Origin of the sequence: Micromonospora sp. NPDC047527, assembly GCF_040643015.1 — a bacterium.
Classification (GTDB): domain Bacteria; phylum Actinomycetota; class Actinomycetes; order Mycobacteriales; family Micromonosporaceae; genus Micromonospora.
Window position 1 is genome coordinate 1040493 of sequence record NZ_JBEYTK010000001.1, and the last position, 22377, is coordinate 1062869.

20 protein-coding genes and 1 pseudogene are annotated in these 22377 nt (G+C 71.9%); 9 read left to right on the top strand and 12 right to left on the bottom strand.

Annotation, left to right across the window (positions count from 1 at the left end; translation table 11 throughout):
• Positions 1 to 88: 88 nt before the first annotated feature.
• Positions 89 to 1768, top strand: a complete 1680-nt coding sequence (locus tag ABZ808_RS04410) for a right-handed parallel beta-helix repeat-containing protein (protein WP_357000759.1) — start codon at positions 89 to 91, stop codon at positions 1766 to 1768.
• A 136-nt stretch (positions 1769 to 1904) separates the two neighbouring features.
• Here the strand turns inward: ABZ808_RS04410 and ABZ808_RS04415 are convergent, their stop codons facing one another.
• Both ABZ808_RS04415 and ABZ808_RS04420 read right to left on the bottom strand, forming a co-directional pair.
• Positions 1905 to 4010, bottom strand: a complete 2106-nt coding sequence (locus ABZ808_RS04415; protein ID WP_357000761.1) for a PQQ-dependent sugar dehydrogenase — start codon at positions 4008 to 4010, stop codon at positions 1905 to 1907.
• 23 nt (positions 4011 to 4033) lie between these two features.
• Positions 4034 to 4990, bottom strand: a complete 957-nt coding sequence (locus tag ABZ808_RS04420) for a sugar phosphate isomerase/epimerase (RefSeq protein WP_357000764.1) — start codon at positions 4988 to 4990, stop codon at positions 4034 to 4036.
• 646 nt (positions 4991 to 5636) lie between these two features.
• On the opposite strand from ABZ808_RS04420, the gene ABZ808_RS04425 reads away from it, so the two are divergent.
• The gene (locus ABZ808_RS04425) at positions 5637 to 6905 is read left to right on the top strand and encodes an Ig-like domain-containing protein (RefSeq protein ID WP_357000767.1); all 1269 of its coding nucleotides are present in this window, start codon (positions 5637 to 5639) and stop codon (positions 6903 to 6905) included.
• Positions 6906 to 6991: 86 nt separating this feature from the next.
• Here the strand turns inward: ABZ808_RS04425 and ABZ808_RS04430 are convergent, their stop codons facing one another.
• The gene (locus ABZ808_RS04430) at positions 6992 to 8008 is read right to left on the bottom strand and encodes an SMP-30/gluconolactonase/LRE family protein (protein ID WP_357000769.1); all 1017 of its coding nucleotides are present in this window, start codon (positions 8006 to 8008) and stop codon (positions 6992 to 6994) included.
• Between the two features lie 372 nt (positions 8009 to 8380).
• On the opposite strand from ABZ808_RS04430, the gene ABZ808_RS04435 reads away from it, so the two are divergent.
• Positions 8381 to 8833: an STAS domain-containing protein gene (locus ABZ808_RS04435; protein WP_357000772.1), complete on the top strand. Its 453-nt coding sequence runs from the start codon at positions 8381 to 8383 to the stop codon at positions 8831 to 8833.
• Between the two features lie 260 nt (positions 8834 to 9093).
• On the opposite strand, the gene ABZ808_RS04440 is transcribed toward ABZ808_RS04435, so the two are convergent.
• Both ABZ808_RS04440 and ABZ808_RS04445 read right to left on the bottom strand, forming a co-directional pair.
• The gene (locus ABZ808_RS04440; RefSeq protein WP_357000775.1) at positions 9094 to 9486 is read right to left on the bottom strand and encodes an FKBP-type peptidyl-prolyl cis-trans isomerase; all 393 of its coding nucleotides are present in this window, start codon (positions 9484 to 9486) and stop codon (positions 9094 to 9096) included.
• Positions 9487 to 9834: 348 nt separating this feature from the next.
• Complete coding sequence (locus ABZ808_RS04445; RefSeq protein WP_357000778.1) at positions 9835 to 10392, bottom strand: hypothetical protein; 558 nt, start codon at positions 10390 to 10392, stop codon at positions 9835 to 9837.
• Between the two features lie 191 nt (positions 10393 to 10583).
• Between ABZ808_RS04445 and ABZ808_RS04450 the strand changes: the two genes are divergently transcribed.
• Positions 10584 to 11273, top strand: coding sequence for a CBS domain-containing protein (locus ABZ808_RS04450; protein ID WP_357000782.1), 690 nt, complete (start codon positions 10584 to 10586; stop codon positions 11271 to 11273).
• Between the two features lie 141 nt (positions 11274 to 11414).
• Positions 11415 to 12374 (top strand): annotated as a pseudogene (locus tag ABZ808_RS04455) (TerC/Alx family metal homeostasis membrane protein); the annotation flags it as partial.
• 42 nt (positions 12375 to 12416) lie between these two features.
• On the opposite strand, the gene ABZ808_RS04460 reads toward ABZ808_RS04455, so the two are convergent.
• From ABZ808_RS04460 to ABZ808_RS04475, 4 genes are read right to left on the bottom strand one after another with little or no spacing between them, the layout of a single operon-like run.
• Positions 12417 to 12971, bottom strand: a complete 555-nt coding sequence (locus tag ABZ808_RS04460; RefSeq protein WP_357000783.1) for a hypothetical protein — start codon at positions 12969 to 12971, stop codon at positions 12417 to 12419.
• Complete coding sequence (locus ABZ808_RS04465; RefSeq protein ID WP_357000785.1) at positions 12968 to 13492, bottom strand: DUF6286 domain-containing protein; 525 nt, start codon at positions 13490 to 13492, stop codon at positions 12968 to 12970. Before ABZ808_RS04465 ends, ABZ808_RS04460 begins: the two co-directional genes overlap by 4 nt.
• Position 13493: 1 nt before the next feature.
• Complete coding sequence (locus tag ABZ808_RS04470) at positions 13494 to 13829, bottom strand: Asp23/Gls24 family envelope stress response protein (protein ID WP_357000788.1); 336 nt, start codon at positions 13827 to 13829, stop codon at positions 13494 to 13496.
• Positions 13826 to 14014, bottom strand: a complete 189-nt coding sequence (locus ABZ808_RS04475; protein ID WP_357000790.1) for a hypothetical protein — start codon at positions 14012 to 14014, stop codon at positions 13826 to 13828. The genes ABZ808_RS04470 and ABZ808_RS04475 overlap by 4 nt, the downstream gene beginning before the upstream one ends.
• 160 nt (positions 14015 to 14174) lie before the next feature.
• On the opposite strand from ABZ808_RS04475, the gene ABZ808_RS04480 reads away from it, so the two are divergent.
• The gene (locus tag ABZ808_RS04480) at positions 14175 to 15053 is read left to right on the top strand and encodes a DUF2726 domain-containing protein (protein WP_357000793.1); all 879 of its coding nucleotides are present in this window, start codon (positions 14175 to 14177) and stop codon (positions 15051 to 15053) included.
• A gap of 292 nt (positions 15054 to 15345) precedes the next feature.
• Complete coding sequence (locus ABZ808_RS04485; RefSeq protein ID WP_357000795.1) at positions 15346 to 16686, top strand: hypothetical protein; 1341 nt, start codon at positions 15346 to 15348, stop codon at positions 16684 to 16686.
• Between the two features lie 107 nt (positions 16687 to 16793).
• Here the strand turns inward: ABZ808_RS04485 and ABZ808_RS04490 are convergent, their stop codons facing one another.
• Complete coding sequence (locus ABZ808_RS04490; protein WP_357000797.1) at positions 16794 to 17141, bottom strand: Lsr2 family protein; 348 nt, start codon at positions 17139 to 17141, stop codon at positions 16794 to 16796.
• 109 nt (positions 17142 to 17250) lie between these two features.
• Complete coding sequence (locus tag ABZ808_RS04495; protein WP_357000800.1) at positions 17251 to 17628, bottom strand: hypothetical protein; 378 nt, start codon at positions 17626 to 17628, stop codon at positions 17251 to 17253.
• A gap of 23 nt (positions 17629 to 17651) precedes the next feature.
• Between ABZ808_RS04495 and lon the strand changes: the two genes are divergently transcribed.
• Both lon and ABZ808_RS04505 read left to right on the top strand, forming a co-directional pair.
• Positions 17652 to 19982, top strand: a complete 2331-nt coding sequence (lon, locus tag ABZ808_RS04500) for an endopeptidase La (protein ID WP_357000802.1) — start codon at positions 17652 to 17654, stop codon at positions 19980 to 19982.
• A gap of 133 nt (positions 19983 to 20115) precedes the next feature.
• A complete protein-coding gene (locus tag ABZ808_RS04505) occupies positions 20116 to 20520 on the top strand; it encodes a DoxX family protein (protein WP_357000805.1) in 405 nt (134 codons plus the stop codon).
• Between the two features lie 48 nt (positions 20521 to 20568).
• Here ABZ808_RS04505 and ABZ808_RS04510 read toward each other — a convergent pair whose 3' ends face one another.
• Complete coding sequence (locus ABZ808_RS04510) at positions 20569 to 22302, bottom strand: DEAD/DEAH box helicase (protein ID WP_357000808.1); 1734 nt, start codon at positions 22300 to 22302, stop codon at positions 20569 to 20571.
• Positions 22303 to 22377 lie beyond the last annotated feature (75 nt).

Genomic DNA, 22377 nt, shown 5'->3' on the forward strand with positions numbered 1-22377 from the left:
GCCGTCCGCGTCCCGGGGGTTTCCCGGACGTCGGATCGGGAAGTCGGCTCCGCCGGAGCGCACCAGGCGCGTCGAAGGGAGTCGGTCCGTGACGTACCAGGAGCTTCGTAATGCCGTCCGGGAGCGACGACCCGCCTCGGCCGGCGCTCCACTGCACTGCGACGCGCGGGAGTACGGCCTGCGCGGCGACGGCGAGACGAACGACCAGCCGGCGCTGGCCGCCCTCGTGGACCGCCTGGGCGCCGGCTACGCGTCGGACGGGCGAGCCCGGGTCATCTACTGCCCACCGGGCATCTACTCGATCCGGGACGCCGGCACGGTGTGGCGCAGCGGCGTCTCCCTGATCGGGGCGGGCCCGGCGGCGACCCGGTTCCTGCTCAGCAACGAGGGCAACCGCACCGACCCCACCCCGTTGGCGTTCTGGACCACCCTGCAGCACGGCGCCGACCGGGACCGGCACATCGCCGACTGCACCTTCGCCGACTTCGAGATCGACGGATCCGGCGTGGCGATGGCCGAGTACAACTACCTCGCCAAGGGCCTGGGCCTGCAGTACATGGTGCGCGGTGTTTTCCGCAACCTCTTCATCCACCACACCGCGGCCACCGGCCTGGGCTGCGACTTCCTCCAGGACAGCCTGATCGACGGCGTGGTGGTGGTCGGCTGCGGCCGGCTGGACAACGGCGAGCAGATGGGCGGCGCCGGCATCGGTGTGGGCATCGGCGGGTGGGGCGACATGGAGCGGTTGACCATCGCCAACTGCACCACCCTGGCCAACGGCACCAACGGCATCTTCCTGGAGCTTCAGAAGGACTACTGGACGCCGCCACGCGGCTACCGCATCATCGGCTGCCACAGCCAGGGCAACCGGTTCGGGATCTCCGACTGGGGCGCCGACGGTCTCATCGTCTCCGCCTGCACGATGGTCGGCAACCTGGAGGCCGGCTTCGACATCTCGGCGCAGGGCACGGCGGGCGTGGCCGGACGAGGTGGGCTGCTCAGCGACTGCGTCATCGACGGCAACCTCCGCGACGGCGTCAGCATCGGCAACAGCCCCGGCCCGTACACCATCCGGGGCAACCGGATCAGCGGCAACGGCCGGCACGGCTATCACGGGCACGACCTCGGGCGTGGTTACCTGGGCCCGATCCGGGACGTGGTGATCGAGAGCAACGAGTTCTGGAACAACGGGCTGGACGCCGTCCGGATCGACCACCAGATGACCGACGCGGTGCTGCTGAACAACCGGATCCGCAACAACGGCCAGCAGCGCGCCGACGGCACCGGCGGCGCCGGCGAGAGCGTCCGCTACGCCGAGCGGTCCGTGGTGGACCGGGCCGCCCACTGGCCAACCGACGGGCACCGGGGAAAGGTCCTGCGGGTCGGGCGGTCGGTGGCCGTGGTCGCCTCGAACACCGGCGAGGAGTTGGTGCTGGCGCCGGTCCGGCCCGACGCGATAGGCGCGTGGAGTGGCGACGTCCCGCCACCGGGCTGCCGGTACGAGCTGTCCGCGGCACCCGGGCGGCGGGCCGGCATCACCATCGACGCGGCGTTCGACTCGGCCACGATTCGCGGCAACCGGATCTGGGACAACCACGAGGACAAGACCCAGACCCACGGGTTGTGGATCACCGAGCGGGGCAGTTGCGTGGACTGCCGGGTCGAGGACAACGACCTCGCCGGCAACGCCGAGGACGGGATGCGGCTGGACACTCCGCCGGTGGGCGGACGCTGGCGCGACAACCACGTCGACAGCGACTGGGCCTGAACGACTGGATCTGGGCGGGCTGCTCGGCGGCAGCCTGGGCCTGAGCGGGCGTCCGGTGGCGGCGGCCTGGGGTTGAGCGGCGTCCGGTGGCGGCGGCCGGAGTGGTCCGGCCGCCGCCACCGTCAGTCCGCGTCGGTCAGCCGGCCAGGCCGGCCACCGGGTCGGGATCCAGCACGACAGTCGCCGTACCGGTCTGCGCCGGCACACCGGGATCGGTCGGCGCGTCGGTGTACTCCGCGACGAAGACCGCGGTCAGGTTGTCCGCCCCACCGTGCCCACCGTCGACGAAGGTGGCGATGGTCCCGGAGCACCCGGTCGCCGAGGAGAGCGGATGCCCGTGCTCATCGTGGCCGAGCACGTAGGTGACCTTCACCCGTGAGCAGTCCACCGGCAGGTCGTCGGTGACCCGCACCTCGTACGCGACCGTCTGCCCGAACTGGAAGGGCTGCCCGGCCACCGGGGCGACGAACTCGACGACCGGCGCGCGTGGCCCGACCAGCAGCGGCAGGGTGGCCGCGGCCGACCGTCCGGTGCGGTCGGTCACCTTCACCGTCGGGGTGTACGCCCCGTTCTCCTGGAACGTCCAGGTCGGGTTCGCCGCGGTGCTGTCCACCGAGCCGTCCGCGTTGAAGTCCCACGCGTAGCTGAGCCGGTCGCCGTCCGGGTCCGTGGTGCCGGCGCTGGAGAACGCCACGGTCAACGGCGCCTGCCCGGCGGTCGGGGTCGCGCTGATCTTCGGGATCGGCGTGCGGTTGCCACGGACGAAGTCGATCCGGGACAGCTGGGCGTCCGGGTTCTCGGCGAAGTAGCCGTCGCCGTACTCCAGCACGTAGAGCGCGCCGTCCGGGCCGAACTCCATGTCCATCGGGTTGTCCACCACCAGGGACGGCACCACCGACCGGATGTCCTTGACGTCACCGCGGGAGTCGAGTCGGAACTCCTTGATGTAGTCCCGGGTCCACTCGTAGAACAGCGGCACACCGTCGTAGTAGGCCGGCCAGCGGGTCCGCGAGGTGCTGGTCCCGTCGTAGTCGTACGCCGGGCCGCCCATCGGGCCGATGCCGCCGGTGCCCAGCTGCGGGAACTCACCCGACGCGGCGGAGGGGTACCAGACCTCCGGCTGCTCGACCGGCGGCAGTTGCCGCTTGCCGGTGTTGTGGGGCGAGTCGTTGACCGGGCGCTTGCAGTTGAACTTCGGGCCGGACTGGCCGGTCGCGAAGTCGTAGTCGCGGTAGGCGATGGTCGGTGTCACGCAGTACGGCCAGCCGTAGTTCGCCGGCTTGTCGATCAGCATCCACCGGCCGTGCCCGGCCGGCCCGCGCTGCGGGTTGGCCGTGGAGGCGTCCGGGGAGTAGTCGGCCAGGTACACGTTGTCGGTGCGCCGGTCGACGGCGAACCGGAACGCGTTGCGCAGCCCCATCGCGTAGATCTCCGGGCGGGTCTGCGCCGTCCCCTTCTTGAAGAGGTTGCCGGCCGGCACCGTGTAACCCCCACCGGCCTTCACCTTGATGCGCAGCAGCTTGCCGCGCAGGTCGTTGGTGTTGGCGGAGGTGCGCTGGGCGTCGAACGCCGGGTTGCGGTCGGCCCGTTCGTCGATCGGAATGTAGCCGTCGGAGAAGAACGGGTTCGTGTCGTCACCGGTCGACAGGTACAGGTTGCCCTTGCTGTCGAAGTCGATCTGACCGCCGACGTGGCAGCAGATGCCGCGGTCGGTGGGCACGTCGATGATCTGCTGCTCGGTGCTGAGGTTGAGCTTCATCCCCTCCAGCTTGAACCGGGACAGCCGCAGCGCGCCTCGGAACCGCTGCCAGTCCGCCTCGGTGCCGACCAGCGGCGCGTCCCCCTCGTTGACGTCGGGGGTGGCCGGGTCGTCGACCGGGGTGTTCATCGGCGGCGAATAGTAGAGGTAGACCCACTTGTTCTTGGCGAAGTTCGGGTCGATGGCGACCCCTTGCAGCCCCTCCTCGTCGTGCTCGTACACCGGGATGTCGGCGGCGAGGGTGTTCAGCCCGGTGCGCGGGTCGTGGATGCGGACCTCACCGGTGCGGGAGGTGTGCAGCACGCGCAGGTCGGGCAGGACGGCGAGGCTCATCGGCTCGCCGGGGAAGTCGTTGAGCGTCACCTTCTGGAAGCTGCTGTCCGGCGGCGCGGCGGCCGCCGCGGGAGCTGCCGCCGCTGCCGTCGGTACGGCCAGGCCGGCCGTCACCAGGAGCAGGGCGGACGCGAAAGCGGTCCTGTTCATCAGGTAGTCCCCCGAAGTGGTGGTCAGTACCGGAGTGAGGCGAGATAGTCGAAGCCGACCCGGGCGGTGTCCAGGGCGTCGGCGGGGGCGCGTGGCGGGGTGCCCGCGTCGTCGCGCTCCACGATGTACTCCTCGATGCCCGCCTCCCGCTCGTGGGCGAAGATCCGGCCGAAGTCGATGACGCCGTCGCCGAGGTCGGCGAAGCCACCCTCGACGTCCAGGTCCTTGACGTGCACCTGGCGGATCCGGCCACGGTTGGCCTGGATCACGTCGACGGGGTCGTGCGCGCCTCGCCAGGTCCAGTAGAGGTCGAGTTCGAAGTGCACCAGCCGAGGATCGGTCTGCCCGGCGAGGATCTCGAAGCCGGTCGACCCGTTGGTCAGCGGCACGAACTCCAACTGGTGGTTGTGGTACCCGAAGTCCAGCCCGGCGCGCTCGGCCAGCCGGCCGGCCTGGTTGAGGTCCCGGGCCAGGGCACGGTAGACGGCGGGGTCCCGGATCGGGCGCCCCTGCGCGTCGCGACCGAAGTACGGGTGGACGATCTTCTTGCTGCCCACCACGTTCGCGTCGGCGAGGGCGCGTTCCCAGGTGGCGGCGTCGAACGGCTGCGGGATGCCGACGTGCCCGGAGGTGGAGCGCAGCCCGGCCGCGTCGAGCGCGGCGCGGAACTGTGCGGCCGTACGCCCGACGAAGCCGGCGTGCTCCACCCTGCGGTAGCCGATGCGCCGCAGGGCGGCCAGGGTGCCGGGCAGGTCGGCGGCGAGCTGGTCGCGCACGGTGTAGAGCTGGATGCTGATCCGGTCGGTCGGCACCCGGCGCCGGCCGTGGGAGTGCCCCGCCGGTGCGGCGCTGGCCGGGCCGGCGAGCAGGCCGGCGGTGCCGACGGCGGCAGCGGAGACGGTCGCGGCGCGGAGCACACCGCGTCTGCTGACCGGCTCGGACGCCGTTGTCGGCACCGGCTGGTTTCTCTGGTGATCCATGGTGGTGGTCCCTTCCTGACGGCTGGTGTGCCGTCGGCGGCAGTCGACCGGCTGCCGCCGTCCGGGCGCGCCGAACCGGCCGGAGGCGGACTCCGGCTGGACGGTGCGGGACGGCGCGCGGGTGCGGCCCGGACCCGTGTGGGTCGGAACGCGGCGACCCGGTGTGGGCGGCGGCAGGCTGATCGACGGATGGGCAACCCTCTATCTGAATCGGGACCCTACCCTTGCCTCCGGACGAAGGCAAAGCTTTGTATCGATTGGCAGAAGTTTCGCTCCACCTGACAAAAGTGCGCCCACCAGGTGCGGCGGTCGGTCGCACGGCCCACAGCCCGTGCCCCGCATCGTCGATCTCGCGTCGCTCGTCGCCCCGCCGTGCGGGGTCGCGCGCCGCACGGCCGAAAGCGGCGCATCCGTGGCAACAGGTGCGACGGCGGCGTGCCGAGGATGGGACGGGACGTTGCGGGCCGGGTGGGTTGGCGGGGGTCGGGCGGGACCCACAGGCGGCAGTTGTGCGCTTTATTCGTCAACGGCACAGCGCCGGAAAATGCACCGATAAATGCGCCGCCGATTATTTCCGAATGGCATGGACGACCCTGGCCGGGCCGCCAGAATGTGGCGGAGGGAAGTCGAAACGGGGGGACTGAACATGACGCCTAGGCGGCGATTGACGCTGTTGGCGGTAACCATCGCAGCCGCACCGCTCGTGCTGGGTGGATGCACCGCCGATCGGGACTCGGCAGCCAAGACGGCCAAGGAACACGCCCCGCCGCCGGAGCTCGCCGTGACGCCGGGGGACAAGACCCGGGACGTTCCGGTCAGTGCCGAGGTGGGCACGGTGGTCAAGGGCGGGCGGGTCACCGCCGTCCGGCTCACCGACGACAAGGGTAAGCAGGTCTCGGCTGAGCCGCGGGAGGACGGCTCGGGGTGGGTGCCGAGCGCGCCGCTGCAACCCCGACGTACGTACACGGCGGAGGTGACCGCAACCGGTGACTCGGGTGCGACGACCACCCGGACCACGACCTTCACCACGATGCCCAAGTCCACCAAACCGCAGATCACCAGCACCCTCTATTTCGTCGGTAACCGGACGTATGGCACGGCGATGCCGGTAACCGTGGCGTTCGACCCGGCAATTCCGAAAGAGGCCAGGGCAGATGTCCAGCGTCGGTTGTTCGTAAAGACGAATCCGCCGCAACCGGGGGCCTGGTCGTGGTTGGAGGACGGAAGCCAGGTGTATTACCGGGCGCCCGATTTCTGGCGGCCGGGGACGACGATCAGCGTTCGTGCCGGGCTGGAGGGGCTGCCCATCGGCAAGAAGCTCGTCGGTGACGCCGAGCGGACCGCGACCTCCAAGATCGGCAAGCAGGTCGCATTGGAGATCGACAACGCCACCAAGCAGATGACCGTGCTGCGCGACGGCAAGCAGATCCGCCGGATCCCGGTCAGCCTCGGCAAGCCGAGCACGCCCAGTTCCAGCGGCAAGATGGTGATCATGGAGAAGCACGAGCGGACCACCTTCGACACCCGGGGCGAGCCGAACGGTGGCTACGTGGTCGACGTGGACGACGCCCAGCGCTACACCTGGGGCGGCGAGTTCATCCACTCCGCCCCATGGTCGGAGGGGGACCAGGGCAACACCAACGTCTCGCACGGCTGCGCGAACGTCTCCGCCGCCGCCGCGGACTGGCTGATGGGGGTGACCCAGGTTGGCGACCTGGTCACCGTCAAGGGCACCGAGGTCGAGTTGCAGCCAGGCAACGGCTGGACGGCGTGGAACGTGAGCTGGGACGAGTTCGTCAAGGGCAGCGCCCTGCCGGTGCCGCCCGGGCTCAAGCCCGCGCCGGTCGCCCCGGCGCACCCGGGCGCGGTGGCCGGCGGCTCACCCGCCCCGGCGCCCTCGGTCAGCGGTCGCTGACACACGGTCGACCAGGCCGGCCCGCCAGCACGGCGGGCCGGCCCGTCAGGCCGCCACCCTTGCCGGCGCGCAGCGCCGAGGCGCGTTCAATCCAGCGGTACGCGGGCCACGCCGGACCCGGTCAGGCTGCCCAGCCAGAGTTGGTCGCCGTGCTGGCGTACCCCGGTGATCATCCAGTAGTGCCCGGCCGGGCCGTGCAGCGTCCGGCGGACCGCGCCCTCCCCGTCGACCAGGGCGACCAGCCCGTAGCGGCGCGGCTGCGGCTGCATCGCGTCGGGTAGCAACGCGGCGATCTGGCGCAGCCGGGGGTGCGGCAGAAGCCGCTCGGCGATCGGCACCCGAGGGCTGGGCAGCGCGATCCAGTACGTCCCGTCGCCCACCGCGGAGAGATTGTCCGGGTACGCGGGCAGGTCGGCGAGCACCCGGACCCCGCCGCCCAACTCGACGCGCAGCAGCCGGTGGGTGGTGGTCTCCACCACCATCAACGCCGACTCGTCCGGGGTCAGCGCGATCCCGTTGGGGAAGTACAACCCGTCCACCACCACGTCGGTGCGCCCGCTGCCCGGATGGTGGGCCAGCACGCGGCCGTTGGGGCGGTGCTCCAGCAGGTCCCGCTTCCAGTGCGAGACCGGGAACCGGTCGGAGCTGTCGGTGAAATAGACCGTGCCGTCGCGGGCCGCCGTCGCGTTGTTGGCCAGGTGCACCGGGGGTGCCGTCCCGGTCAGCTCGCGAACCGCCCCGTCGGGAGTGACCCGCAGCAACCCGCGGTACGCGTCGCAGACGACCAGCGCCTCACCGGACGGGTCCACCTCGATGCCGAGCGGCCGGCCACCGGTCTCGGCCAGTAACCGGGGTCGGGTGCCCGCCGGAGCGTCGGTCGGCCACCACCAGAGGTTGCCGTCCTCGTCGCCGCTGATCACCCGCCCAGCCGCGTCGACCAGCACGTCCTCGGGCCCGACGGCGCCGTCGGGCAGGGGCAGCAGGTCGACGTGGTCGAGCCGGCGGTCGGTGGCGGCCCACGCTCCGGTGAGCGGGGGCGGAACGGTGGCCGGCTCGCGGACGGGCCGGATCAGCCGGGGCGGCCGGGGCCGGGGAATCACCATCGGGTCATTCTCCACCCGGAACACCGCCCGCGAGGCGCACGACCGCGCCGCTTCGGCGACCTGTGTCGGCGTGCCTGGTGGCGTGTTCGGCGCCGACCCGGGCCGGCGTGCCCGTCGACGGTGACGGGGTGCCCAAGGCGACGAGTGATCGACACCGTATCGGCGATGTGGGGGTGTCCCGAGACTTGGACACACCCACATCGCCGATGTCGAGTGGATCAATGGCCGTCGGTGGCCGAAAGGCCCGAGGCGGGAGCGCTGGCCTGCACCCTGAGAGGGAGTAGGGGGTACCCCGGGGGTTGACCCTGGACGTACCCGGAATCACCCCGTCGAGGGACGAAACTGTCGGTGGTGGCGGCTAGATTTCATGGCATGGAAGATCGCAGCGACCGGATCGACGTGCAGGTCATCGTGGGCGACCGGGTGGTCCAGGTGCGGGTGGCCGGCGAGGTCGACATCGCCACGGTGGCCGCGTTCCGGTCCGCGCTGTGGTCCGCGCCGGCCCGTCCGGTCGTCCAGCTGGAGATGTCCGAGTTGCGGCTGCTCTCCGCCGCCGGGGTGCGCGCGTTGCTCGCCGCGCACCTGCGGATCCGGGCACGGGGCGGCGAGCTCGTCCTGGTCGACCCGACGCCGGTGGTGGCCCGGGTGCTGCGCGTCACCGGCCTGCACCGGGTGATGACGATTCTGGAGCCCGCTCGGGTGGTCGAGGCCGCACGTCGGCCGGTTCCCGCCGGGGTGGTCGGGGCGCCGCGTCGCTCGGTTCCGGCCGTGGCCGCACACCGCCCGCCGACTGTGACCACCGGCCGTCTGCCGGTCGCCGCCTGACCGCCCGGCCTCCTGACAGTCTGACAACCCGGTCGCCCGGCAGCCTGACATCCCGGCAGCCTGACATCCCGGCAGCCTGACATCCCGGCAGCCTGACAACTCGGCAGCCTGACAGCCCGGCCTCCTGAGCCCGGCCGTCTGCCGGTCGCTGCCTGACCGCCCGGTCGTCTGACAGCCCGGTCGCCTGCGGTCGCCGCCTGGCCAGTGAAGACGAAGCGGTGGGGTCACCGGCGTGCGCCGACGACCCCACCGATGATCCGTCAGCGCACGCCGAGCAGGTCGACGACGAAGATCAGCGTCTCGCCCGGCTTGATGACGCCGGCCGCGCCCCGGTCGCCGTACCCCAGGTGTGGCGGGATGGTGAGCCGGCGCCGACCGCCGACGCGCATGCCGACGACACCCTGGTCCCAGCCGGCGATGACCTGACCGCCGCCGAGCGGGAACTCGAACGCCTCGCCCCGGTTCCAGGACGAGTCGAACTCGCCGCCGGTGGAGTGCGACACGCCTACGTAGTGCACGCTGGCGAGCTGGCCCGGTTCGGCCTGCGGGCCCTCGCCCACGGTGATGTCCTCGATCACGAGGTCGGCCGGCGGCGCACCCTCGATCGGACCCACCTCGGGCTTGCCCGAACGGGCGCCTGCTGCCTGGTTCATGCGGGAACTCCTGCCGTGTTGGGTGATGTGTCCGGTCACCTCGATCCTGCCGGATCGCCTGTCGCCGATGCCCGGCGGTCCCGCCACCTGCCCAGGCCGGCCCGGCAACACCCCTGGGCGCGACCTACCGGACCGCCGTGTCGATCATGAGCGTGACCGCGGTCGACCTCATGATCGACGGCGGAGGCCGGCAGCCGGGTCGGGTCGCCGGCACCCCTCGCGAGTGCGGCCCTCTTGCGAGGGCCGGCTTCCCGTGCGAGTGCGCGCCTCCTGCGGGAGTGCGGGCAAACGAGTCGGCGGACGTCACCGGTGGTGACGTCCGCCGTGGGGGAGGTGCGGTCTGTGTGGTCACCGCAGCCAGGGCGCCTGTCGGACGATCGGCAGCTTCGCCCAGGCCCCGCCGAGGCCCCAGGTGTCGCCGGCGTTGACCAGCGCCAGGACGGCGAGCACCGCGGCGTAGATCAGGTGGTCGTCCATGAAGGGGTTGTTCTCCGGAGGCAGGACGGCGGTCCACATGAGCACCAGCAGCAGCCCACCGGCGACGGCGGCGACCCGCATGCCGATGCCGAGCAGGAGAGCGACGCCGATCCCGGCCAGGCCGAGCATGAACAGCCAGTCCGCCCAGGCCGCGCCGGCGATCCCGGTGTAGAGGTCCTTGAACGGCCCGGCCACGCCGAAGGTGAGGAAACCCTTGGTGGGGCTGCCCCCGTTGATCCAGGCGTTCTTCGCCTCGGTGCCGTGCCCGAGGCCGAACAGCTTGTCGATGAACGCCCAGAGGAAGATCCAGCCGAGAGCCATCCGGGTGCCGGCCAGGATGTACCGGACTGCCCTCTCCCGGGTGGTGCCCGCCGCCGGAGCGGTGGTCTCGCCGGTGTTCCGCTCGATCGTCGCGGTCATGGTCTCCACGTCCCTTCGTTGCCTCGCACCGCGCTTCCCGGTGGCATCTCCATTGGACACTCGTCGCGTCGGCCTGAGCAGGGTCGATAGGACCGCGATGACCCGGGACCTTGTACCCCTCATGGCCCGGTCCGACGGCACTGACCACCGTCACTGTGCGGCCCTAACGTCCGAGGTGGAGGACTGAGAGGGAGGCCGTGATGAGGACCTGGCAGGTGGGCGACGTGATGACCCGGGACGTCGTGACCGTGGAGGCGGGGACCCCGTACCGGGAGATCGTCGACGTGGTGCTGCGCCGCGGGGTCAGCGCGGTGCCGGTGATCGACGGGTTCCGTCGGGTGCTGGGCGTGGTGTCCGAAGCCGACCTGCTGCACCGGGTCGAGCGTGCTGGTGAGCCGGCGCAGCGGCGGGTCTTCGAAAGCCGCCGTCGGCGCGGCGCGCGGGACAAGAGCGAGGCGTTGCTGGCCGGCGGCCTGATGACCGCGCCGGCGGTGAGCACGTACCCGGAGGCGCCCTTGTCGGCCGCCGCCCGGCTGATGGACCGTGAGCAGGTCAAGCGGCTGCCGGTCCTGGATGACCTGGGCCGGCTCGTCGGCATCGTCAGCCGTTCCGACCTGCTGCGGGTGCACCTGCGGTCGGACGCCGAGATCCGCGAGGACGTGGTGCAGGAGGTGCTGCGCCGGGTGCTGGCCGTGCGGGACGGCCTGGTGACGGTCGAGGTCCGCCACGGAGAGGTGACCCTGGCCGGCAGGTTGGACCGCCGTTCCGCCGTCGACCTCGCGGGCCGGCTCGCGGGCCAGGTCAGCGGCGTCGTGCGGGTGATCAACGCGATCGCCTACAACGCCGACGACACGGTCACCGATCCGGGCCAGGTGATGCCGGTCGCCTGAGGACCGCCGGGCCGCCACGCACAGCGCTTTCGCCGGAGCGCCGACGACGGGCGGGCCGTTCGCCTAGGCTCGGGAACGGCCCGCCGGCGAGCCAGATCAGCTGTCAGCGGCGGCGTACGAGCGAGGTGGCAGTGCGGTGCGCCGTGGTCGAGGCGGTGGGCGCCGGTGACTGACGTGACGGTCGCGGTGCCGCTGTGGGCCTGGGTGGCGGTCGGTGCGGTGATCATCGTGCTGCTCGCAGTCGACCTGGTGTCGCACCGGGACAGCCACGTCATCGAACTGCCCGAGGCGCTGCTCTGGAGCGCCGCCTGGATCTGCGCGGGCCTGCTGTTCGGGCTGGGCGTCTGGTGGGGCCTCGGCGGGGACGCGGCCATCGCGTACTACTCCGGCTACCTGCTGGAGAAGGCGCTCTCGGTGGACAACGTCTTCGTCTTCGCCCTGCTCTTCGGCTATTTTCGGGTGCCGTCGGGCTATCAGCACAAGGTGCTGTTCTGGGGGGTCGTCGGCGCGCTCGCGTTCCGCCTGCTGTTCATCGTGGCGGGCGCCGAGCTGCTGGAGCGGCTGGCCTGGGCCGGGTTCGTGCTGGGCGCCTTCCTGATCTGGACCGGGTGGCGGCTGGCCGTACGCGGGGAGCCGGACGTCGACCCGGACCGCAACGTGGTGGTCCGGCTGTTCCGTCGGGTGGTGCCCACCGACGCCCGGTTCCACGGCGACCACTTCACCGCCCGGGTCGACGGTCGACGGGTGGCGACTCTGCTGCTGGTGGCGCTGGTCGCCATCGAGGCCACCGACGTGATCTTCGCCATCGACTCGGTGGCGGCGATCCTCGCCATCACCACCAACATCTTCCTTGTCTGGACGGCGACCGCGTTCGCCGTGCTCGGGCTGCGTAGCCTCTACTTCTGCCTCGCGGGCCTGTTGCGGCACTTCGGCTACCTGCGCTACGGGCTGGCTCTGCTGCTCGCCTTCGCGGGGTTGAAGCTGATCCTGGCCGAGACGCCGGTGGGCAAGCTGCCGATCTGGTTGACGCTCGCCGTGGTGGTGCTGACCCTGGCGGTAGCCGTCGGGGCGAGCATCCTGGCCGCCCGGCGCGCCCGCTGAATCCGGGCGTCCCAGCCGCCAGCCACCGCGATGATGCGCGGGTCAGGGGCGACCGGGCTCGATCCGGGCCGTCACGTCGAGGTGCGCCGGGTGGCAGTCGGCCGTCACGGCGAACCGGCGGACGGCGGCGTCGACGTGCTCGCGGACGCTGCCGGCATCGGCCGTCAGGTCCACGCTGATCCACACGTCGGGGTGCGGCGGTGCGCCGGTCAGCACGACCCGCGCCCGGCGTACGCCCGGGGCGGCGGTCAGGTCGCGTTCCAGCGCGTGGGCGAGAACGTCGGCGGCCAGTCGGGTCCGGCCCGGACGTCGACCGGGCTGGCTGAGCGTTCCGTGCAGTGCGGTGCCGGGCCGGCGTAGCTCTCGGGCGAGCATGCGTTGCCCGGTCAGGGCGAGCAGCACGCCGGCGACCGCCGCTGCCAGGGTGCTCCACGGGGCGGCCAGTCGCCACCGGTCCAGCAGCCCGGCGTTGAGCAACGCCGTGCCCGGATCACCTCCGGGTATCCCGCCGAACCCGAGGGCCAGCGCCGTCGTGCCGCCCGCCACCAGCAGCAGCGCGAGGATGGTCCACAGCAGGCGGTGCGCGGCGTTGGTCATGCCGGCCGTCCACGACGGGGCAACCGGACCTCGATCCGGCCGGTCCGTGGCGCGGCCAGCCGGTGCAACTCCTGGCGTACGGCGTACTCGACCTCGGCCCGGGCCGACGGATCGCCGGTGGCACTGACCCGGGGGCGCCACCGGCCGCCGCGCTGGCGGACCCGGACGCGGGCCCGGCGTACGCCCGGGACGGCGCCCGCCACGTCGGCGAGTCGCCGTTCCACGCTGCGGCGGTGCAGGTGCCAGCCGTCGGCCTCGTCGACCCGCAGCCGCACCGGTGTCCACCGGCGCAGTTGGGCGACGAGGATGGCCAGGCCGAGCAGCACGGCCGCGCCAGCGACCGCCCGGACCGTCGGGTCGCGCCACCGGGCGGCGCTCAGCGTGGCGTACCAGCCCGTCCGGTCCAGGACCGACGCCGGGCGGTGCAGGCTGACCAACAGGGCCTGGACGGCCAGCAGGGCGCCGCCGACGAGCAGCGCGGCGGCCAGCAACACCGAGGCGACCCGGTTGACGGTACGCATCTCAGCCGGTCGTCCCCGCGGCGCTGACGTCCACGCCGGGGACGAGCAGGTCGTCCACGGTGACGGTCACCGTCGTCACGGTCAGGCCGGTGCGGGCGGCGATCCCGTCGGCCACCGCTGCCCGGACCGACTCGGCGACGGCGGCCACGCTGTGCCCGTACCAGGTGATCAGATGCAGGTCGAGGCCCACGGACCGGTCGTGCAGGCGTACGGACGCCGGGTTGACCGCGCAGACGCCGCGTACCTGACGGGCCGCTTCGGTCGCGATCCGCGTGACGGTCGGCACGTCGATGTCGGTCGGGGCGACGCCGGTCGTGGTGGACGGGCGGGTGGTCATCGGCGGCGCCGGGAGCCGGTGCGGTCGCCCAGCCCGGTGACCGCGAGGTCGCCGTCGAGCACCCGGACGACGAGCCAGCCGAGCAGGCCGGCGAGTACGGCGACGGCGGTCACCTCGACGCCGGCGAGCGCCCAGACCGCCACCCCGAGGAAGCCGGCGAGGAAGCCGAACTGCTGTCGCGACATGTCACCTCCCGGCCGGTGCGCTACCGGCGATGCCGCTGGATACACCGAGCGGCCATCCCTGGAACGTCGCGTCGATGTGATCCGCATCACATCACGCCTCGGCTCGCCATGATCGGGCACCTAGACTCGGCCCGGTTCGACCGACCGGGGGATGGGGCAGATGACGAGCAGCGACGATCGCGGCTGGCTGCGGGCCCTGCCCGCCGACGGTGGGCGCGATGCGCTGTTCGCCCGCGCCGGCCACCGGGTGTACGCGGCACGCCGACTCAGCGATCTGGTCCAGGGTCGTCCTCCGGGTGTGACCGGCAGCCAGTGGAGTTCGGCCAGCCGGACGGCGTTCGACCTCGTGGTCTGCGCCGCCGACTCCGGCCGGCCGGTCGTCGCGGTGGAGATCGGCCCGGTCGCGCTGCCCGGTTCGGCCCAGCAGCGCGCCGAGCGACTCACGGACGCGGTCAGCGCCGCGGTGGGGCTGCCCGTGCTGCGGGTCGGGTCGCCCACGCTGCGGGCCGCCGAGCACGGCCGGCGTCTGGTCGAGTACGTGATCGACGCGCGGGCCTACGCGGCGGGCGCCGGGCTGGGTGGTGGCGAGGACGAGCCCGCCCCGGTGGGCTTCCGGGACATCCTCGGGCGGCTTCCGGACGGTCGCACCGGCCCGGTCAACGACCTCGGCGCGGTGACCCGCGCGGCGGCCGTCGAGGCGTACGTGGCCGGGCGGCTGGCCGACCCGATCGTCCGCGCGCTGCACGTGCGTTGGGTGGACGGCCCGGCGCAGGGTTGGGGTTGGGTGCAGGTGCGCCCGGACGTGTGTCTGGTGGAGCGGGTCTCGGTGACGGAGCAGCGGTTCTCCTGTGGCGTCGACGCGGCCCGATTGGCCGAGGATCTCGCGGCGGTCGCCGTCGGTGCGCGGCTGCGCGCACTGGAGGCCGACGGCCCGGCACTGCTGGCTCGGGCCGATCTCACCGCGGAGATCGTCGCGTTGAGCCGTCGCCGTCACGAACTGGTGGGTGGTTTCGCCTTCGACCACCTCTGCGTCGACTGACCGAACACTTTCCGCGTTCGCCCCTGCCCCGCACTCGATCCGCGTCGGGTAGGGGCCAATTTTCTGTGCGCCGGTTGAACCTTCCCGAGCGCGGTCCCGTACTCCTGCGCGAATGAACAGGATCTCCCCATCCGCGTCGACGGGACGCGGGAGACGGTGCGGAAAGGGCATCGTCGGCCATCGACACGTTACCGGGTAGGTCGCGGTGGTCGCCGCCGTGGCGTGCCATCTGACATCCGTCGGTCCGCCGAGGGCAGGAATCCACTACCGGATCGAGAAGGAGAGCAATTCGATGCGCAGGTCCACTCGGGCGCGCCGGCCATCCGGCATCGCGCGGAGCAAGCGTCTGTTGGCTGTTGTCGGCACGCTCGTGGTCTTCGGCGGAGTAGTCGCCGTCACCCAGATTTCGTCGGCCCAGGACCGGCGGACGAACAAGCCCCGTCCGGCCTCGGGGCAATGCGTGGAGCCGAGCCCGGGATCGACCGCGCCGAGCGGCGCCTCGACCAGTCGGACCTGGCAGAACGGCCGATGGGTACGCAATCACTGGGGTGACGGGCAGCAGACGGTCGCGGAGTGCGAGGACGGCAAGGACGGCACGGTCGGCACCGGTTCGGCCATCGCCTGTCCGGATGTGGCGGCCAAGCTGCCGCAGGTGCCGGACCGGGCGCGGGCCGAGGTCGACCGCAACCTGGCGCAGTTGCAGACCCAGATCGCGGATGCCGACCGCCGGCTGGCCGCCGAGGGCAACAAGGGTGAGGCGTTCATCCGCAACGCGATCCTGCAGCCGTTGGCCTCCAAGCGGAAGGCGGTGCTGGATCGGATCACGCTCGCCATCGACCGGGTCGGGCCTCGCCCGCAGGGTCTGGCGCAACTCGCCGAGTGCCAGGTGCAGCCGACCGGCAACAACGGTGGCGGCAACAACGGTGGCGGCAACAACGGTGGCGGTGGGAACACCGGCGGTGGCAACACCGGCGGTGGCAACAACGGCGGTGGCAACAACGGCGGTGGCAACAACGGCGGCGGTGGGAACACCGGCGGTGGCAACAACGGTGGTGGCAACAACGGTGGCGGGAACGCCCCCGGCGCCGGGCTCGGCGTGCTCGCCAACAACTGCGACGAGAGCCAGTTGCAGGCGCACGACGGTTTCCAGAACGGCAACCGCTGCGTGAGCACCGCGTTCGGTGAGGTCGGCGCCGCCGCCAACAACCCGTCGCTGCTGATCACCCAGTTCCCGCAGCAGGTCGCCCGCGACCAGTCCTTCACCCTGCGGATCAGCACCCGCAACCTGGTCCGGGATCGCTTCCTCGCGGCCGGTCAGGGCGGGTACTACGTGGAGAGTTCGCTGCTCAACGGCCAGGGCCTGGTCCGGGGCCACTTCCACACCGCCTGCCGGATGCTGGACAGCCTGACCGCGCCGCCGGAGCCGCAGGAGGTGCCGGCGTTCTTCGTCGCCACCGAGGACGGTCGCGGCGGTGCCCAGCCGGACGAGGTGACCATCCAGATCCCGGGTCTGCCGGAGTCGGGTACGGCGCAGTGCGCGGTCTGGGCCGGTGACGGTTCACACCGTCTGCCGATGATGGAGCGGGCCAACCAGACCCCGGCGTTCGACGCGGTACGTATCGAAGTCAACTGATTCTGGAGTAGGCCGGTCACCCGGGGCGAGCAGCCTCGGGTGACCGGCCGTACACAAACTGACGGGGTCACGCCGTTACCGGCGGGACCCCGTCCTGTGTCGCCCGATCAGCGGTTCTTGTACGCCTCGACGACCTCGACCGGGATCCGACCCCGTTCGGAAATCTTGTAGCCGTTCTTGACCGCCCATTCCCGGATGGCGCGGTTTTGCTCCCGGTCCATTCCCGCGCCGCTGGGTCGCCCTGGGCGCCGGACTGTCCGCGTGCTCTCCGCCGGACCGCGACCGATCCGCCGACCGGCATTGATGTACGGATCCAGTGCCTTGCGCAGGACGCCAGCATTCTCGTCCGAGACGTCGATGGTGTAGGCCACGCCGTCGAGGCTGAACTCGACGGTGCGGTCGGCCTTCCCGCCGTCGAGGTCGTCCGTCAGCACCGTGATTACTTTTCTCGCCATTGCCAATTACTCCCTGTGTGTGGCGGGATGTGTCCAAAGTCTGACCTACTACCCGGGGAAACCGCAACAATATGCGTGCCATTCATTTCGGCGCGTCGCGATTGAGTGCTCAGCAAAACCGGGATCGGGTGCTGAATCGACGGCGCGGACGCAATGTCATTCGTGAGCAGGCCAGGCCAGCCCGCCGGCGACGGACACCTCCGCCCGCGTGGAAACCCGCAGCTTGCGCGGCAGTGCGGCGGTCATCCATTTTCACCGTCCGCTCCGATGCGTGCAGTTCGTCGGCGGCGTTGCGACCGGCGGCGATCGCCCGCAGCAGCCGGCGCTCCGCGCTGTTCAAGTCGACGGGCACGGGCCACGACGGCAGCAGCGGCGCGACCGGCCCCGAGTTCGCCGGACGCCGACTCGTCGTCGGCACGTCGGCAGTGGTCTGGGTCACACCCCGGAACAAGGGGAACGCTTTGTTACTTGAGTGGTACACGCTCAACTCAACGCGATAGCAGGTGTTCGATGGCAACTCTTCCGGTACTTCCCCTGACCGACGCCGTTCTGCTGCCCGGCATGGTCATCCCGGTGACCCTCGACCCGACCACCCAGGCCGCCATCGACGCGGCGCGGGCGACCGGCGACCGCAAGCTGCTGGCCGTGCCGCGTATCGACGGCGAGTACGGCCCGGTCGGAGTGGTCGCCACCATCGAGAAGGTCGGCCGGCTGCCCGAGGGCGAGCCCGCCGCCGTCATCCGTGGCCTGTCCCGGGCCCGGATCGGTTCCGGCGTGCCCGGCCCCGGCGCCGCACTCTGGGTCGAGGCGACCGAACTCGACGAACCCGCGCCCGCCGGCCGCGCCCGGGAACTCGCCCGCGAGTACCGGGCCCTGGTGACCTCCGTGCTCCAGCAGCGGGGCGCCTGGCAGGTCATCGACGCGGTGGAACGCATGACGGACCTCTCCGAGCTGGCCGACTCGGCCGGCTACGCGCCCTGGCTGACTCTGGACCAGAAGACCGAGCTGCTCGCCGCGCCGGACGTCACCGCCCGACTGGAGCTGCTGGTCGGCTGGGTGAAGGACTACCTGGCCGAGCAGGAGGTCACCGAGCAGATCAACAGCGACGTCCGCGAGGGGCTGGAGAAGTCCCAGCGGGAGTTCCTGCTGCGCCAGCAGCTCGCCGCGATCCGCAAGGAGCTGGGCGAGGACGAGCCGGACGGCTCGGCCGACTACCGCAGCCGGGTCGAGAGCGCCGAGCTGCCGGAGAAGGTCCGCGAGGCGGCCCTGCGGGAGGTCGGCAAGTTGGAGCGGGCCAGTGATGCCTCCCCGGAGGCGGGCTGGATCCGCACCTGGCTGGACACCGTGCTCGAAATGCCGTGGGGCACGCGTACCCAGGACAACACCGACCTGGCCGCGGCCCGTGCGGTGCTCGACGACGACCACGCCGGCCTGGCCGACGTCAAGGACCGCATCCTGGAATACCTGGCCGTGCGCAACCGGCGGGCCGAGCGCAACCTCGGCGTGGTCGGTGGTCGCGGCTCCGGCGCGGTGCTCGCCCTCGCCGGCCCTCCCGGGGTCGGCAAGACCAGCCTCGGCGAGTCGGTGGCGCGGGCGCTCGGGCGGAACTTCGTGCGGGTCTCGCTCGGCGGTGTGCGCGACGAGGCCGAGATCCGGGGCCACCGGCGCACGTACGTCGGCGCGCTGCCCGGCCGGATCGTCCGTGCGCTGCGGGAGGCCGGCTCGATGAACCCGGTCGTGCTCCTCGACGAGGTGGACAAGCTGGCCGCCGGCTACGCCGGCGACCCGGCCGCCGCCCTGCTGGAGGTGCTGGACCCGGCGCAGAACCACACCTTCCGGGACCACTACCTGGAGGTCGACCTGGACCTGTCCGACGTGCTCTTCCTGGCCACCGCCAACGTGGTGGAGTCCATCCCCGGCCCGCTGCTGGACCGGATGGAGCTGGTCATGCTGGACGGCTACACCGAGGACGAGAAGGTCGCCATCGCCCGGGACCACCTGCTGCCCCGGCAGCGGGAGCGGGCCGGGCTGACCGCCGACGAGGTCAGCATCGCCGACGAGGCGCTCGCGCTGATCGCGGGGGAGTACACCCGGGAGGCCGGCGTCCGGCAGCTCGAACGTGGCCTGGCCAAGATCCTGCGCAAGGTGGCGGTGGCGCTGGCGACCGACCCGACGCCGGTACGTGTCGACACCGACAACCTCGCCACCTACCTGGGGCGGCCGAAGTTCACCCCGGAGTCGGCCGAGCGCACCGCGGTGCCCGGCGTGGCCACCGGCCTCGCCGTCACCGGCGCCGGCGGGGACGTGCTGTTCATCGAGGCGACAAGCATGGAGGGTGAGCCGGGGCTGACCCTGACCGGTCAGCTCGGTGACGTGATGAAGGAGTCGGCACACATCGCCCTGTCGTACCTGCGCTCCAACGGGCGGCGGTTCGGCATCGACCCGAACGTCCTGGCCGGACGCCGGATCCACGTCCACTTCCCGGCGGGCGCGGTGCCCAAGGACGGCCCGAGCGCCGGCATCACCATGGTCACGGCCCTGGCGTCACTGGTCACCGGCCGACCGGTCCGCCCGGAGTTCGGGATGACCGGCGAGGTGACGCTCTCCGGTCGGGTGCTGCCGATCGGCGGGGTGAAGCAGAAGCTGCTCGCCGCGCACCGGGCCGGCCTCACCGAGGTCATCATCCCGGCCCGCAACGAGCCGGACCTGGACGACCTGCCGACCGAGGTGCGCGAGGCGCTGACCGTGCACACCCTGGCCGACGTGGCCGACGTGCTCGCCCTGGCGCTGCGCCCGGCCGAGGTCGAGGCGCTGGACGGCCCGGCGCTCGCCGCGGCCTGACGCTCCACCGCAATGGCCCCCGCCGTCTTAGAGACGGCGGGGGCCATTGATGTACGCGCACAGCGGGCTACTGTCTCGCTTGAGCCCTCAACTACCTCTCCGCCGCGAGGCGGTGCCCCTGGAGGAAACCCCCGTGAACGTGCTGCTCTGGATCATCCAGATCCTGCTCGCCGCTGTCTTCGCCGGCGCCGGCCTGGCCAAGCTGACCCAGCCGAAGGAGAAGCTGCGCGACCGGATGGGCTGGGTCGACCCCGTTCCGCCGACCCAGGTCAAGGCGCTCGGCGCCGTCGAGGTGCTGGCCGCCCTCGGGCTCGTGCTGCCCGCCCTCACCGGCATCGCCACCGTGCTCACCCCGCTGGCCGCCCTCGGGCTGGTCATCGTCATGATCGGCGGCATCCTGGTGCACCTGCGCGATCTGAAGAAGCAGGACACGCAGGACGGCCGGCGGACGGAGATCCAGGGCGCGATCACCTGCGCGGTGCTGCTCGTCCTCGCCGCCGTGGTGGTGTGGGGCCGCTTCGGCCCGTACTCCTTCTGACCGGCACCGTCGGCGACCGCCGTACCCCGGCGGTCGCCGACGGCGTGCTCAGCGCTCGTCGCCCCCGCGGTCGCGACGCACGGTGGCCTTGCGGCCCTTGATTGTGCTGGACCGAAGCCCGGAGATCACGTCGTCCGCCACCGACTGCGGCACCTCCACCAGCGAGAACCGGTCGGCGATCTCGATCGAGCCGATGTCGCGGCCGCGGATCCCGGTCTCCCCGGTGATCGCGCCGACCAGATCCTGCGGGCGCACCCCCGCGCGCCGGCCCAGGCCGACGAAGACCTGGACGGTGTTGCCGCCGCCTGAACGCGGTCGACCCCCGCCACGCCGATCGCCGCCCCGGCCGCCGGTCTCCGGTCGACCCTCGCGTGGGCCGCGCACCGGCACCTGCGGGATCTCCTCCTCGTCGTCGGAGCCCGGCGAGGTCAGCTCGTGCGCGAGCTTCACGGCGGCGAGGGCGACCTCCATCAGGTCGAACTCGTCGGTCAGCGTCTCGACGATCACCCGGTACGGGTCGAGGTCGTCCTCCAGCAGGCTCTCCCGCAGCGCCGCCTGGGTCAGCTCCAACCGGCGGGTACGCATGTCCGCCACGGTGGGGATCTTGTCGATGGTGATCCGCTGGCCGGTCACCCGCTCGATCGTCTTGAGCATCCGGTGCTCACGCGGCTCGGCGAGGGTGATCGCCACGCCCTCGCGCCCGGCCCGGCCCACCCGGCCGATCCGGTGCACGTACGACTCCGGCGCCGACGGCACGTCGTAGTTGACCACGTGGGTGAGCTGCTCGATGTCCAGCCCACGGGCTGCCACGTCGGTGGCCACCAGCAGGTCGGCGGTGCCCGCCCGCAGCCGGCCCATCACCCGGTCCCGCTGCTCCTGGCTCATCCCACCGTGCAGCGCCTCGGAGCGGTAGCCCCGGCCGTTCATCGTCTCGGTCAGCCGGTCCACCTCCTCCCGGCTGCGGCAGAACACGATCGCTGCGGTCGGCGACTCCACGTCCAGCACCCGACCCAGGGCGGCCGGCTTGTGCGCCCGCGTCACGATGTACGCGCTCTGCCGCACCCGGGGCGCCTCGCCGGCCACCGTCTGCTCCCGGCCGATCTCGATCCGGACCGGCTCGCGCAGATGCTGACGGGCCATCCCGTCGATCCGCGCCGGCATCGTGGCCGAGAAGAGCACCGTCTGTCGCTGCGCCGGGGCGTGCTCCAGGATCGCCTCGATGTCCTCGGCGAAGCCCATGTCGAGCATCTCGTCGGCCTCGTCGAGCACCACCGTGGCCAGGCCGCCGAGGCGCAGGGTGCCCCGGGCGATGTGATCGAGCGCCCGACCCGGGGTGGCCACCACCACGTCGACCCCGCTGTCCAGAGCCCGCAACTGCCGCCCGATCGGCTGCCCACCGTAGATCGGCAGCACCCGCGCGCCCAGGTCCTTGCCGTAGCGGTGGAACGCCTCGGACACCTGCACCGCCAGCTCCCGCGTCGGCACCAGCACCAGCGCGACCGGGTCGCCACCCTGGCGGTGTGCCGTCATGAGGTTCAGCAGCGGCAGCGCGAACGCCGCCGTCTTGCCGGTGCCGGTGGCCGCCTGACCCAGGAGGTCCCGCCCCTCCAGCAACGGTGGGATGGCTTCCCGCTGGATGGGGGTCGGCTCCTCGTAACCGAGGGCGGCCAACGCGCCCAACAGCTCGGAGCGCAGCCCCAGCTCCGTGAAGGCGTTCGCCTCGTCGGTGCCGTCGGGGGTGGTGTCGGTCGGTGCGTCGTGCTGTGCAGGTGCGGAACTCATGTGCCAAGCTTTTCATCACCTCGTCGTGGGCGCTGCGCCGACCGGCACAACGCCCACGGCCGGCGGTGTGCGGGG